The organism is Ramlibacter monticola (genome assembly GCF_016722785.1).
GTDB classification, from domain to species: Bacteria; Pseudomonadota; Gammaproteobacteria; order Burkholderiales; family Burkholderiaceae_C; genus Ramlibacter; species Ramlibacter monticola.
The window spans coordinates 149780-163366 of the sequence record NZ_JAEQNE010000010.1 but is presented as its reverse complement, the minus strand read 5'-3'; the positions used below and the strand labels follow the sequence as shown (position 1 = coordinate 163366).

7 protein-coding genes and 2 tRNA genes are annotated in these 13587 nt (G+C 68.9%); 5 read left to right on the top strand and 4 right to left on the bottom strand.

Features of this window, described 5'->3' with window-relative positions:
- The first annotated feature begins 60 nt into the window (after positions 1–60).
- The 5 genes from JJ685_RS27620 (at position 61) to JJ685_RS27600 (ending at position 11089) form a co-directional block, all read left to right on the top strand.
- Complete coding sequence (locus JJ685_RS27620; RefSeq protein ID WP_236599330.1) at positions 61–4779, top strand: cytochrome c peroxidase; 4719 nt, start codon at positions 61–63, stop codon at positions 4777–4779.
- A gap of 77 nt (positions 4780–4856) precedes the next feature.
- Positions 4857–5510 carry a DM9 repeat-containing protein gene (locus JJ685_RS27615; RefSeq protein WP_201677598.1) on the top strand — a complete coding sequence of 218 codons (654 nt, stop codon included), beginning with the start codon at positions 4857–4859 and terminating at the stop codon, positions 5508–5510.
- A 254-nt stretch (positions 5511–5764) separates the two neighbouring features.
- On the top strand, positions 5765–7318 hold the full coding sequence (locus JJ685_RS27610) for a fumarate hydratase (protein WP_201677597.1): 1554 nt from the start codon (positions 5765–5767) through the stop codon (positions 7316–7318).
- Between the two features lie 47 nt (positions 7319–7365).
- On the top strand, positions 7366–8184 hold the full coding sequence (gene murI, locus JJ685_RS27605; protein ID WP_201677596.1) for a glutamate racemase: 819 nt from the start codon (positions 7366–7368) through the stop codon (positions 8182–8184).
- A gap of 253 nt (positions 8185–8437) precedes the next feature.
- Positions 8438–11089: an Ig-like domain-containing protein gene (locus JJ685_RS27600; protein WP_201677595.1), complete on the top strand. Its 2652-nt coding sequence runs from the start codon at positions 8438–8440 to the stop codon at positions 11087–11089.
- A 97-nt stretch (positions 11090–11186) separates the two neighbouring features.
- Here the strand turns inward: JJ685_RS27600 and JJ685_RS27595 are convergent, their stop codons facing one another.
- The 4 genes from JJ685_RS27595 to JJ685_RS27580 all read right to left on the bottom strand — a co-directional run bounded on the left by JJ685_RS27595 (position 11187) and on the right by JJ685_RS27580 (position 13491).
- Positions 11187–12485 carry an MFS transporter gene (locus tag JJ685_RS27595; RefSeq protein ID WP_201677594.1) on the bottom strand — a complete coding sequence of 433 codons (1299 nt, stop codon included), beginning with the start codon at positions 12483–12485 and terminating at the stop codon, positions 11187–11189.
- A gap of 49 nt (positions 12486–12534) precedes the next feature.
- On the bottom strand, positions 12535–13164 hold the full coding sequence (locus JJ685_RS27590) for a DUF6806 family protein (protein WP_201677593.1): 630 nt from the start codon (positions 13162–13164) through the stop codon (positions 12535–12537).
- A 101-nt stretch (positions 13165–13265) separates the two neighbouring features.
- Positions 13266–13355: transfer RNA gene (locus tag JJ685_RS27585), tRNA-Leu, on the bottom strand.
- 60 nt (positions 13356–13415) lie between these two features.
- A tRNA-Gly gene (locus tag JJ685_RS27580) sits at positions 13416–13491 on the bottom strand.
- Between the last annotated feature and the right edge of the window lie 96 nt (positions 13492–13587).

Here is a 13587-nt window from a genome sequence, read left to right as displayed (position 1 = left end):
GCGAGGACGATGAAGAGGAGCCACCTGCAACGGGCCCTGAAGGTTTTCAGGATTTCCGCGTTGAGTCTTGGGGTTGCCGGGGCGCTCGCCACACAGGCGGGCGCCCTGGATTATTTCGGGCCGCCCCCGCCCGATGATCCATCGTTCTACCGCGACCCGCCGCCGGACGCCGATGCCGCGCTGCGATCCCTGTACACGCTGCCCGAAGCCAACCTCGGCGCGTTCGAACTGCCGAACGGCGAGCACAGCGGCAAGGTGGAGCAGCGCGCCGGCAACGTGCTGCCGCCTTCGCTCCAGAGCTCGTTCAACTACCCGACCAACGGCTACCCCAGCCCCATGTTCGGCGCCCAGCCCTGGACGCAGAAGATGCTGATGTTCGAGGAGTTCGGTCCCGAGAAGCTGGACCCGAACGCCGAAGCCGGCACGCTGCCCCTGCCGCTGCCCACCACCGGCCCGGGGCCGGAACAGGACCCGGCGGACGTCGCGAGCAGCGGCCCCGCCGGCACGGCGCTGGAGGGCTTCCTCAAGCAGCCGGGCATCTTCCCCTTCCCGAAGCGCGAGTCCAACACCACGGCCCTCAACCCGTGGCAGTCGGTCGTCGAAGGCTTCCTCGGGCGCGCCCTCGACACCCCGCCGGCCGAAGGCCGTCCGCCGGGAGAGGGCTGGGCCCACCAGCGCTGGAACGAGTTCTACCCGCAGTCCTACTACAAGACGGCGCAGGCTGGTGCCCGCGTCAACGGCGGCTTCCGCGACTCGAAGCAGCTGCACCAGTACAAGTACGGCGAGTTCGGCCCCGGCGGCCTGTACCACAACACCACCGGCCTGGCCGGCTTCGACGGCACGACCAGGGGGATCGCGATCAAGATCCACCCGAACATGCCGGTGCAGGACCACAAGAGCCTGTGGACCTTCGATGGCACGCTGCCTCCGAAGCTGCTGATGGCGCGCTACGGCCAGCCGATCCTCATGCGCCACTACAACGCGCTGCCGGTCGACCCCGCCGCCAACCGCGGCTTCGGTCTGCACACCATCACGACCCACGAGCACAACGGCCACAACCCGGCGGAAAGCGACGGCTTCGCCAACGCCTTCTTCTTCCCCGGCCAGTTCTACGACTACCGCTGGCCGCTGCAGCTCGCCGGCTACGACAGCATCAACACCAACGCCTCCGACCCGAAGGCGGCGTTCCCGTGCTCGCCCGGCGAGACGCTGTGGGTGAACGACACGACCCCGGGCGTGAAGACCTGCCAGAACGGCAAGATCAACATCCGCGGCGACTGGCGCGAGACGATGTCCACGCACTGGTTCCACGACCACATGCTCGATTTCACGGCCCAGAACGTCTACAAGGGCAACGCCGTGATGATGAACTACTACTCGGGCCTGGACCGCGGCAACGAAGCACTGAACGACGGCGTGAACCTGCGCCTGCCTTCCGGCTCCGCCATGCCCTGGGGCAACCGCGACTACGACGTCAACCTGGTGATCGGCGACAAGGCCTGGGACCAGACCGGCCAGCTGTGGTTCAACCCCTTCAACACCGACGGCTTCCTGGGTGACCGGGTGCTGGTGAACTGGCAGTACGCGCCCTACCTCGACGTGCGGGCGCGCCGCTACCGCTTCCGCATGCTGAACGGCTCCGTGTCGCGCTACTTCACGTGGGCCCTGGTGAAGGAGTGCGCCGGTGCGACCACCTGCGCGCTGCCCGGCCCCGCCGGCTCCAACGTGTCGTACAGCCGCGTGCCCTTCCACATGGTCGCCAACGACGGCAACATCCTGGAGTACGCCGTTCCCTTCGACGGCACCCTGGACCTGGACCGCGACGGCGACCTCAACGACCACAACGCCATCCTGCCCACGCAGGCCATCGCCGAGCGCTACGACATCGTCGTCGACTTCGCCAGGAACGGCATCCAGCCGGGCGACAAGGTGTACTTCGTCAACATCAAGGAGCACCAGACCGGCATCGAGAGCAAGCGCGACGTGCCGCTGGGCGAAGTGCTCTCCGGCGAGTACCAGGCGGTCGTGACCACCGGCACCGACGGCAAGCAGCGCTGGGACAAGGGCGACCCCGCCGTCGGCAAGGTGCTGGAGCTGCGCGTGCAGGCCTACACCGGCACCGACCTGAGCATGGACCCGTCCGAGTACGAGCCGGCCAAGCCCGGCAAGGCCGCCGGCAAGAAGATGATCCCGCTCTGGCTGGATCGCAACAACCCGGCCGACCAGCTGAAGCTGGCCAACGCCCGCCACCGCGAGTTCCACTTCGGCCGCTCCAACGGCACCGACCTGGCGCCGTGGACCATCAAGACCGACGGCGGTGCCGGCTTCAACGCCGACCCGCGCCGCATCTCCGCCGCCCCGCAGCTGGCCAACGGCCCGACCGACGCCGGCTACAGCGGCGACGGCACGCTGGAAGTGTGGACCATCACGACCGGCGGCGGCTGGGGCCACCCCGTGCACGTGCACTTCGAGGAAGGCATCATCATCAAGCGCGGCGGCAAGGAACCGCCCGAGTGGGAGAAGTGGGCGCGCAAGGACGTGTACCGCATCGGGCCGGAGCAGGACAGCACGTCCAGCGTCGAACTGGCCATCCACTTCCGCGAATTCGCCGGCACCTACGTGGAGCACTGCCACAACACGCAGCACGAGGACAACGCCATGCTGCTGCGCTGGGACATCGAGCGCCCGGGCCAGTTCCAGCTGATGCCCACGCCGATGCCCACCTGGGACGGTGTGACCTACACGCCCTCCGTCGGCCTGCCGACCTTCCGCACCGGCCTGGGCACGGCGCTGAACCCGGTGTCGCCGCCCGCCAACATCGAGACCTTCGGCGCCATCATCCGGCCCGAGGTGCGCGAACCGGCCATTCCGCTGCCCCAGATGTCGCTGAAGACCGTGCCGGTGCCGAAGCCCACGGACGCCGAGCTCGCCGAGTTCGTGGTCGACAAGCAGGCCGCCATCGCCCTGGGCAAGGCGCTGTTCTGGGACACCCGCGTCGGCAGCGACAACAAGACGGCCTGCGCGAGCTGCCACTTCAGCGCCGGCGCCGACAAGCGCATGAAGAACCAGGTCAGCCCCGGCCTCCTGCGCATGACCAAGGACCTGGCCTCGGCGGATCCGGACAACACGTTCCAGCTGATGGGGCCGAACTACAACTTCAACGTGTCGGACTTCCCGCTGACGAAGTTCCGCGCCGGCACCACCGGCAACAACCCGGCCAACCGCTTCGACGTGAACGACGTGATCTCGTCGCAGGGCGTGCTCAACGCCACCTTCGGTGACATCACCCCCGACACGAAGAAGGGCAACGGCACGATGACGGAGACCTGCACCTACGAGCTGGATCCGGTGTTCCACTACGGCGCCGTCAACACCCGCCAGGTGCCGGCCCGCAACGCGCCCTCGGTGATCAACGCCGCCTTCAACTTCCGCCTGTTCTGGGACGGCCGCGCGAACAACCAGTTCAACGGCGGCGACCCCTTCGGCACGCGCAACCCCAACGCGCTGGTCTGGAAGATCGACAACGGCGCCATGCGCCAGGTGATGGTCAAGCTGCCCTCCTCGGCGCTGGCCTCGCAGGCCTCCGGCCCGCCGCTGTCGGAAGTCGAGATGAGCTGCTCCAACCGCACGTTCGCTCACCTGGGCAAGAAGATCCTGGGCACGCAGATCCTGACGGACCAGGCGATCTCGGCGACCGACGGCGTGCTGGGCGCGTACGCCACGGCGAACGCACGGCCCCTGTACCGCGACCTCGTGGCCAAGGCGTTCAACCCCGCGTACTGGATGTGGCCGACGGTGGACGTGACCGACGCCGATGCCAAGAAGCTGGCCTCGATGGACCTGAAGAAGAAGCTCAAGAAGCCGAAGAAGCTGAAGATGACCACGGGCCAGATGGAAGCGAACTTCGCGCTGTTCTTCGGTCTGGCGATCCAGATGTACGAGCAGACGCTGGTTTCCGACGACTCCCGCTTCGACCAGTGGGCGGCCGGCGACACCACCGTCATGACCGACAGCGAGAAGCGCGGCTTCGACATCTTCATGAACAAGGGCCTGTGCCAGGCCTGCCACGTCGGCGCGGAGTTCACCGGCGCCTCCTTCCGCAACGTCACGGCGGTGCGGCTGGAGCGGATGGACATGCGCGACGGCCGCCCGGTCACCTACGACAGCGGCTTCTACAACATCGGCGTCCGCCCGACGCACGAGGACCTGGGCATCGGCGGCCGCGACCCGTTCGGCAAGCCGCTGTCGGAAAGCCTGTTCATGACCGAGGCGCTCGACAAGGACGCCGCCGGCGCGCAGCTGGGCAACAACTTCGAGACCTGGAAGTACCTGATCCCGAAGAGCGCCGCGGAGGTGAACATGGCCGGCTCGTTCAAGGCGCCGAGCCTGCGCAACGTGGAACTGACCGGCCCGTACTTCCACAACGGCGGCAAGGCCACGCTGATGCAGGTGATCGACCACTACGACCGCGGCGGCGACTTCGGCGTCGACAACATCAAGCAACTGTCGCCGGCAATCATCCAGCTCGGCCTGACCGAGCAGGAGAAGATCGACGTGGTGAGCTTCCTGCTGTCGCTCACGGACGACCGGGTGCGCATGGAACGTGCGCCCTTCGATCACCCGTCGGTCTGCGTCGCCAACGGCCACGTGCAGAGCTCGCTGACCTCGCCGACCGGCCTGAACGCGGTGGACGACATGATGTGCCTGGACGCGGTGGGCTCGGAGGGACGGACGACGCCGATCACCCCGTTCCTGGAGCTGTCGCCCTACCAGCACTGACGCCAAAGCGCCGGCCCGCTCCCCCGGGGGCGGCCGGCGCGGATTCGACGAACTTCATATCTTCACTGGAGGCAGCTATGCAATCGATGGGACACGCCCTGGCAGCAGTGCTCGTCATGCTCGCGCCGGCCCTGGCGGGCGCCGAGGGCCTGGACTGGGTGGCCAAGGATGGGCGCGGGACCCTGGTGGTGGCGGGTGGCAGCGATGCCCTGCCCCTGCACGTGTGCCGGGTGGACCTGGGCTCCGGCGTCGTGGTGCCGGGCAAATTCTGGACGGGCGGCGACCGCGGCGGCGAGTGCCGCGTCGCGGCCGGCGGCAAGGAACAAGGCTACGCGAACTTCGAGATGCTGGTCGAGGCGGCCGACACGGAGGCCGTGTACCGGTGGGTGCCCGGCCATGCGATGGGCTACCCGCAGAATTCCGTGATCGGCGGCGGCGCGGCGGACGGCCAGCGCCTGCTGGTGTGCGCGGCCGTGGACAAGTCCGATGGCAGCGTGCATCCCGGCTACATGCAGGACGACAACTGCATCTACGGCCGCGACGGCGCCCAGGCGGTCGCCGAGAACTATCTCGTGCTGGCCACCAACGATCCCGAGGTGACCAGGACGGAGGAGGCCCAGCCCGCGCTGCAAGGCTTCGATCCGGGCAGCATCCTCGGCGGCAAGGGGGTCGCGGCCTTCTGCGCACGCAAGGCGGACGCCTGCGTGGCAACGCTGCCGGCGAATTTCTGAATCGAGGGGTGAGGAGCCGGCCGAGCGCCGGCGACATGGACGGGGGGCGCAGTCGGGCCCCCTTTTTTTATTCCCGGCCCGCTTCTTCCAGGCTGCGCCGGCTTCGTCGCGCGGCTGGTCGGCGCGGCGATCGGCCTGCTGACGGGAGGCCACGGCGTCACGGCCTGATCACGCGGTCATGGCGGGGTGTAAGGAGGTGCTCAGCCGGGGTGGGATAATCCCGGATCTCCCCTCCTGCACACCCTCCCCCAGCCATGACGACGACCATCAAGGCAGCCGACCTCATCGAATCCGTCGCTGCCGCGCTGCAGTACATCAGCTACTACCACCCGGCCGACTACATCGCCCACCTCGCCCGCGCCTACGAGCGCGAGCAGAGCCCCGCGGCCAAGGATGCGATTGCGCAGATCCTGACCAACAGCAAGATGAGTGCGACCGGCCACCGCCCGATCTGCCAGGACACCGGCATCGTCAACGTCTTCCTCAAGATCGGCATGGACTGCCGGCTGGAAGGCTTCGGCGGCAGCCTGGAGGAGGCCGTCAACGAGGGCGTGCGCCGCGGCTACCTGCACCCGGAGAACACCCTGCGCGCCTCCGTGGTCGCCGACCCGCAGTTCGAGCGCAAGAACACCAAGGACAACACGCCCGCAGTGGTGAACGTCGAACTGGTCCCGGGCAACAAGGTGGAAGTCACCGTGGCGGCCAAGGGCGGCGGCAGCGAGAACAAGAGCAAGATGGTGATGCTCAACCCGAGCGACTCCATCGTCGACTGGGTGCTGAAGACCGTGCCCACGATGGGCGCAGGCTGGTGCCCGCCTGGCATGCTGGGCATCGGCGTCGGCGGCACGGCCGAAAAGGCGGTGCTGCTGGCCAAGGAAGCCCTGATGGAAGACATCGACATGTACGAGCTGCAGGCGAAGTCCTCGCGCGGCGAGAAGCTGTCGAAGCTCGAGGAGATGCGGCTGGAGCTGTACGAGAAGGTCAACGCGCTGGGCATCGGCGCGCAGGGCCTGGGCGGCCTGACCACCGTGCTGGACATCAAGATCAAGATGTTCCCCTGCCACGCCGCCGGCAAGCCGGTCGCGATGATCCCGAACTGCGCCGCCACCCGCCACGCGCACTTCGAGCTCGATGGCTCGGGCCCGGCCTACATCGAGCCGCCGAGCCTGGACCTGTGGCCGCAGGTGGCCTGGGAAGCCGACACGAAGAAGAGCAGGCGCGTCAACCTCGACACGCTGAGCAAGGAAGAGATCGCCACCTGGAAGGCGGGGGACACCCTGCTGCTGAACGGCAAGATGCTCACGGGCCGCGACGCCGCCCACAAGCGCATCCAGGACATGCTGGCCAAGGGCGAGCAGCTGCCGGTCGATTTCGCCAACCGCGTCATCTACTACGTCGGCCCGGTCGACCCGGTGCGCGACGAGGTGGTGGGCCCCGCCGGCCCGACGACGTCCACCCGCATGGACAAGTTCACCGACATGATGCTGGCGCAGACCGGCCTGATCGGCATGATCGGCAAGTCCGAGCGCGGCCCGGAGGCGATCGAGTCGATCCGCAAGCACAAGGCGGCCTACCTCATGGCCGTGGGCGGCGCCGCCTACCTGGTGTCCAAGGCGATCAGGAAGTCGAAGGTGCTGGGCTTCGGCGACCTGGGCATGGAAGCCATCTACGAATTCGAGGTGGTCGACATGCCGGTGACGGTGGCGGTGGACGCCAACGGCACCAGCGTCCACACCACGGGTCCGGCCGAGTGGTCCAAGCGGATCGCGTCGGGCGAATTCAAGAAGATTCCTGTCGCCGCCGCCTGAAGCTGTCTCACAAGCGCCGTCGCGTTCCACCCCGTAGAGTTACGGGGATGGACCGTGACTGCCCGATCGGGGTATTCGACAGCGGCGTGGGCGGGCTCAGCATCCTGCGGGCCCTGCGCGCCGAACTGCCCCACGAGGATTTCGTCTATTTCTCCGACGCGGGCCACGCGCCCTACGGCGAGAAAGGCGAGGCCTTCGTGTCGAACCGCTCCCTGGCCATCGCCGTGGACCTGCTGGAGCAGCACCGGATCAAGGGCCTGGTCGTCGCCTGCAACACGGCGACGGCCGCGGCCGTCCACCTCCTGCGCGCGCGCCATACCCAGCTGCCGGTGATCGGCGTCGAGCCGGCCCTGAAGCCCGCCTCGGCGCTGACGCGGACCGGCCGGGTCGCCGTGCTCGCCACCCGCGGCACCCTCTCCTCCGCCAAGTTCCAGGCGCTGCTCACCTCGCTGCGCCACCAGGCCGATTTCGTGCTGGTGCCCTGCGACGGGCTGGCCGCCGCCGTGGAAGCCGGCGACGAGGCCCGCATCCGCGAGCTGTGCCGCCGCTACACGGTGGAAGTCTGCTGCTTCGGCAGCGAGCGCGGCGAGATCGACACGGTGGTGCTGGGGTGCACGCACTACCCGTTCGCGGAAGAGGTCTTCCGCGAACTGCTGGGTCCCTCCATCCAGCTGGTGGAGACCGGCCAGCCGGTGGCGCGCCAGACCCGGCGACTCCTGTCCGACCGGGGCCTGCTGAGCCCCGACGGCAGCGGCCGGGTCGAATGGCGCACCAGCGGCGCGCCCGAAGTCCTGCAGTCTGCCGCGGCCCGCTGGCTGGGCCTGGACACCGCCGGCTCTCCGGGCGGCCTGCGGCTGGCCGCCTGAGCCAGGGCTCCGCGACCCTTCCCCACGTCCGTCTCCCCAACACTGGTGGGGAACGGCACGTTCGTTCCCCCAATGGTGGGGGAATTTCACCCGCGCGCCAGCACGAAGGTGCCTCGAAGGTGGCACCTGCGGGTGGTCCACTCTTTGCGTAACGTTTGATACACCGGCATACAAGTTCGCCAGCAGGGCCCGAGCACGGGGCCTGGGGGATCCCGACCGGTCCGGCATTCACGTTACGAGGAGAGAGGGACTCATGGTTTCACCCAAACGCAGCCTGCTGTCTGCGGCTGTGCTGCTCGCACTCGCCGCCAGCCCCGCCCACGCCGTGCTCGAACGCATGGGGCCGATCAGCAAGGCGCCCACCGTCGGCGGCTTCCCGTCGTGGTTCCAGGACAAGACCGGCATCACGCTGGAGTTCTGCGACCCGCTGAACGCCTCCGAACTGAACGGCGGCTGGTGCACGGTCCTCGACGGCGTGCTGCCGGAGAACTTCCCGCTGAACTACGGCCCCGAGCACTTCTACTACGCGGCCGTCAACGACATGCGCGACGCCGGCACGGGAATGCGGGCCAAGCTGGTGCTCGCGATGGAGGCGGCGTTCGCCAACAACTTCCCGGCGGAAGGCGACCAGGTCACCTTCGGCCGCCTGCGCGTGGTGATCCCCAACCTGCCCTTCGACGGCGACTACCGCGTGATCACCCCGTATTCGGACAAGACCTATCCGAACATGACGGTCGGCGGCAAGATCTCCGACACGCTCGACATCGGCCTGGGCTGCGTCAACACCTTCGAGTGCACGCTGAAGACGCCGATCGGCCCGTACCTGCTGCCCTCGCCCTTCCCGGGCGGCAACGAAGTGCCGGCTATGCCCGAGCTGAAGTCGGCGCCTCCCGGCACCGACCCCTACTACGACGCCCTCCTGGCGCTGGGCGGCGCGACGGCCGACCCGCAGACCGGCAGGAAGTACCTGGCCGACCCCGGCCGCGTCGGCCCCGTCACGGGCAGCCCGCTGCCGAATTTCACGGCCTTCGAGACGAACGGCACCACCGCTTCGCGCAACCACAACACCTTCCGCATCGAAGTGCGCACGCCCGGCGACGGCGCGGTGTTCTACACGATGGAGGGCGAGAGCAACTTCACCGTGGCGGGCCGCCTGCTGACCGGCACCCTGCCCGGCAAGGTCACGCCGACCCGCGCGTCGTACAAGGCCGACGGCGTCGGCAACATGACCGACCTGGACGTCTTCGCCACCGCCTCGCCGACCACGCAGGCGCGCCTGCCGGCGCAGCCGCAGCTGCCGCCCGTGATGCCGGTGCTGTCGTACTTCGACCAGCCCTGCGCGAATTCGCTGATCGTGAACCCGGAGACCGGGCTCACCGTCGTCAATGCGCCGCAGTTCTTCGGCGCCCCGACGGGCACCTCCAGGACGATGGCGCAGAGCGGGAGCACCTTCTGGGGCCAGAACCAGCCCACCGCCACCGGGGCGGCGCCCAGCCATGTCTGCCTCATGGACTCCGCGGCGCGTGACGCGAACGGCCAGACCGTGCCGGCCTACTACCTGCAACGCGTGACCGACACCGTCCGCATCAACGCAGCCGACTACGACGGTCCGGGCAACGGCACGCTGTCCGTCAGCGCGATCTCGAGCGACCCGACGGCGAAGCTGACCCTGATCGGCTTCGGGCCCGCCGCGCCCGGGACTCCCGGCCGGGCGCTCGCCACGGCCCCGGGTACCGGCCTCGACCTCGCCCTGGACGCCGCCACCGTGACCGGCCTCATGGCCTCCCCGGCAACGGTGCAGGTGGCCTCCTCCAAGGGCGGCCTGGCGACCCACGAGACCGAGACGGCCCGCGGCATGGCCACCGGCACGGGGGGCGGCGGTGGTGGCGGCGGCGGCGGCAACACGCCGCCCGTGATCGGCACGCCCGTGGCCGTGAACGAGACGGCCACGGTGTTCGAGGACTGCTCGCAGGCGGCCGCCAGCATGTGCGGCGCGGGCATGGACCTCGCGGTCGACCTGCTCGGCAACGACACCATCACCGTGAACGGAACGGCGATGACGCTGCGCAACTTCGTGCGGCAAGGCCTCGGCACGGCCACGGTGAGCGCGCAGGCGCCGCGCCTGGGCCTGGCGAACATCACGTCCGACGGCATCATCTCCTACGTGCCGAACCCGAACGCCAACGGCACCGACTCGATCAGCTACACCGTGACGGTGGACGGCAAGGTCTCCAACCAGGGGCTCCTGACCATCACCATCACCCCGGTGAACGACACGCCCTCGGCTGGCAACACCAGCGGCGGCGGCGTGGTGACCAAGCCCGCCACCCTCAACCTGCTGGCGAACAGCACCGATCCGGACGGCCCGGCGGACCTGAAGGACGCGGTGATCATCAGCTGGCCCACGCAACTCGGCACGCGGCCCACGCCGGTGAACGGCGTCGTGAGCTTCACGCCGACGACCGCGGGCACGTACAACATCGTGTACCAGGTGAAGGACGCGGCCGGCGTGGTGTCGCCGAACACGGCCACCGGCTCGGTGACGGTGCTCGCCGCCGAGACGATCACGCCCGTCCAGACCCAGTTCACGCCGGCCGCCCTGCGGTGGAGGATCAACGGGACGGACACCGTGCGCGCAGGCCAGACCTTGACCATCGTCTACGGCGACGGCAAGACGCGCAGCGGCATCACCTGCAGCGGCCTCATCGCCACCGGCGAGTGCCTGATCGGCACCGCCATCGTCGACGCCGCCGGCGGCTGGTCGCTGGACAAGATCATCGCCGCGGGCACCGCGCAGGATCCGACCAGCACGGGCGCGTGGCAGCGGACGCCGTCCCGCGTGCGGATCTACTCCAGCGAGCCGGTGCTGGGAGGCTCCGCGAACGGGACGATCCTCGTGAAGTAAAGCGCCGACTGGCGCAAGTGCCATGACCCCGTCATGGCAGGGGCTGCCGGAATGCCGGCGCCACCGGGGCACCGACCGCAAGGCCGGTGCCCCTTTCTCATTGGGCGAGCGCGGCGGCGCGGCCGCGCGCCACGTCCACCTTGAGCAGCAGCGCGAGTCCGACGACGAAGAGCACCGCGGTGCTCATGATCGCCAGGCGCTGGTTGCCGCGCGTGGCCCAGGTGATCGCGCCGTAGCTGAGGGGGCCGACGATGCTGGCAAGGCGGATCGCGAAGGTCCACAGGCCGTAGAACTCGGCCAGCTGGCGCGGCGGCGCGAACATACCGGCCAGCGCGCGGCCCGCCGACTGGCTCGATCCCATGCACAGGCCCGCGATGGCCGCGGCCCACCAGAACTGGCCCTTGGTGGTGGAGAGCGCGGCGATCACGCAGGTGGCGATCCAGCCGGCCAGCGTGCTGCCCAGCGCGATCTTGTGGCCGATGCGGTCCTGCAGGTAGCCCCAGGCGAAGGCGCCGGCGGCGGCCGCGAGGTTCAGCACGAAGATCAGCACCATCGTCTCCTGTTGCTGGAAGCCGACCACGCTCTCGGCGTAGATCGCGGCCAGCGCGATCGCGACAGCGACGCCGCCCTGGTAGAACACGGCGCAGGCCAGCAGCCACATGAAGTCGACGTAGCGACGCGCCTCGGCGAAGGTGCGGCGCAACTGGTGCAGCGAGGCGGCGAGGCCGCCTTCGCGCAGCGCGTCCGGGTCGGGCCGGGCGCGCTCGGTGAGCAGGCGGAAGGTGACGGTGGAAGCCAGGCCGTAGATCGCCGCCGTGACCAGCATGGTGACCGGCACGAACTCCGCGGCGGGGATGCCGCGCCCCTGGGCCCACAGCACGTAGCCCAGGCAGATGCCCAGCGCCAGCATCCCGCCGAAGTAGCCGAAGCCCCAGCCCCAGCCGCTCACCTTGCCCAGCGCATCCGGCCGCGCCAGCTCCGGCAGGAAGGCGGCAGTGAGCGATTCGCCGTAGCTGTAGAAGACGTTGGAGACGACGATCAGCGTCATCGCCAGCGCCACGCCCCCGGGCCGCGCGAGCGCGAGCGCCGCGGTGCTCACCACGCAGCCGAGGGTGACCAGCGCGAGGATGCGCTTCTTCGCGCCGCGCAGGTCCGCGTAGGCCCCGAGGCTCGGCATCGTGAGCATCACGATGAAGTAGGAGATGCTGAGCGCGAGCGTCCACGCGAAGGTGGCCCACTCCGCCTTCTGGGCGATGCCGCCCACGAAGTAGGCGGCGAAGACGGCGGTGATGACGACCGTGGTGTAGCCGGAGTTGGCGAAGTCGTACATCGCCCAGCCGAACACCTCGCGCTTGCGCACGCCGGGGTTCAGGGCGTCCTGGGAGAACAGGGGCATGGGGCGGGATGGTAGACGACGGGAACGTCGTCACCCCCGCCCGGGAAGATCAGTGCAGGTGCCGCGGCCGCCGGCCACCGCCGTGCCCGCCCGAGGAACCGCCGCCGCTGCCGCGCGGCGGCTTGCCCAGTTCCAGCGAGCTCACCAGCGCGTCGAAACGCCGGGAGAACAGCTTGTCGATCTCGCCCACCACGCCATCGAGCTCGGAGGTGTCGAAGTGGCGCTCCATCAGGTTCACCACGTCCTGCACCAGCAGGTCGCGCTGCACCTGCATGATCGCCGCCGGCGTGGGGCCGACGAACAGCATGAGGAAGTCGTCGCGCGACTCCTCCTCCGGCTCGGCCTCCTCCTCGTCGAACTCGGCGTCGTAGAAGGTGACCTCGATGGCCGCGCCCTCTTCCGCCAGGTCGTTGAGGCTCATGCACATCTCGTCGAGCTGCTGGCGGAAGTCCAGGTCGCCGGCCACCGTCCAGCACATGCTCAGGAGGCGTTCCTGGGCGTCGAACTTGATGCCGGGCTCTTCCTCGTAGGCGCTTTCGGCGCCGTCGGCCAGGGACTTGGCGCCGGCGTAGGTCCACAGGGGTTTCAGCGCCTCCTGCAGCTGGGCGTACGTCACGCCCGTGCGCAGCGGTACTTCGCCGTGCACGTGGATTTCGAAGGGGGCGTCGTATTGGGACATGGTGCTCTCCGGCCCTATTGTGGACCTTCCCGGCCGAGGTTTAGTTCTGCGTATTCAGGGGGCGGGACCCGCCTCCGAAGGGGGCCCGGCCCGCAACAGGATGGTGCCCCGAGCCGGAATCGAACCGGCACGCCTTGTTCAAGGGCGGCGGATTTTAAGTCCGCTGTGTCTACCGATTTCACCATCGGGGCGCTGGGGGCGACTGTACGGCAAACAAAAAGGGAAGCCCTCTCAGGCTTCCCTTCCGGATCTGGAGCGGGAGACGAGTCTCGAACTCGCGACCTCAACCTTGGCAAGGTTGCGCTCTACCAACTGAGCTACTCCCGCATCGCACCTGACGTTCGACACATCAGGTGAGCCCACGATTATAGAACACAAATTCCGCCCGGATGGGCTGAGGCCAGCCCCCGGACTTTGCATCCG

What these genes read in the sequence shown, in the direction of transcription:
- JJ685_RS27595 (WP_201677594.1), bottom strand. Translation starts at nt 12,485, where the DNA reads ATGCCCCTGTTCTCCCAGGACGCCCTGAACCCCGGCGTGCGCAAGCGC.
- JJ685_RS27615 (WP_201677598.1), top strand. Translation starts at nt 4,857, where the DNA reads ATGCAATCGATGGGACACGCCCTGGCAGCAGTGCTCGTCATGCTCGCG.
- JJ685_RS27610 (WP_201677597.1), top strand. Translation starts at nt 5,765, where the DNA reads ATGACGACGACCATCAAGGCAGCCGACCTCATCGAATCCGTCGCTGCC.
- JJ685_RS27590 (WP_201677593.1), bottom strand. Translation starts at nt 13,164, where the DNA reads ATGTCCCAATACGACGCCCCCTTCGAAATCCACGTGCACGGCGAAGTA.
- JJ685_RS27600 (WP_201677595.1), top strand. Translation starts at nt 8,438, where the DNA reads ATGGTTTCACCCAAACGCAGCCTGCTGTCTGCGGCTGTGCTGCTCGCA.
- murI (WP_201677596.1), top strand. Translation starts at nt 7,366, where the DNA reads ATGGACCGTGACTGCCCGATCGGGGTATTCGACAGCGGCGTGGGCGGG.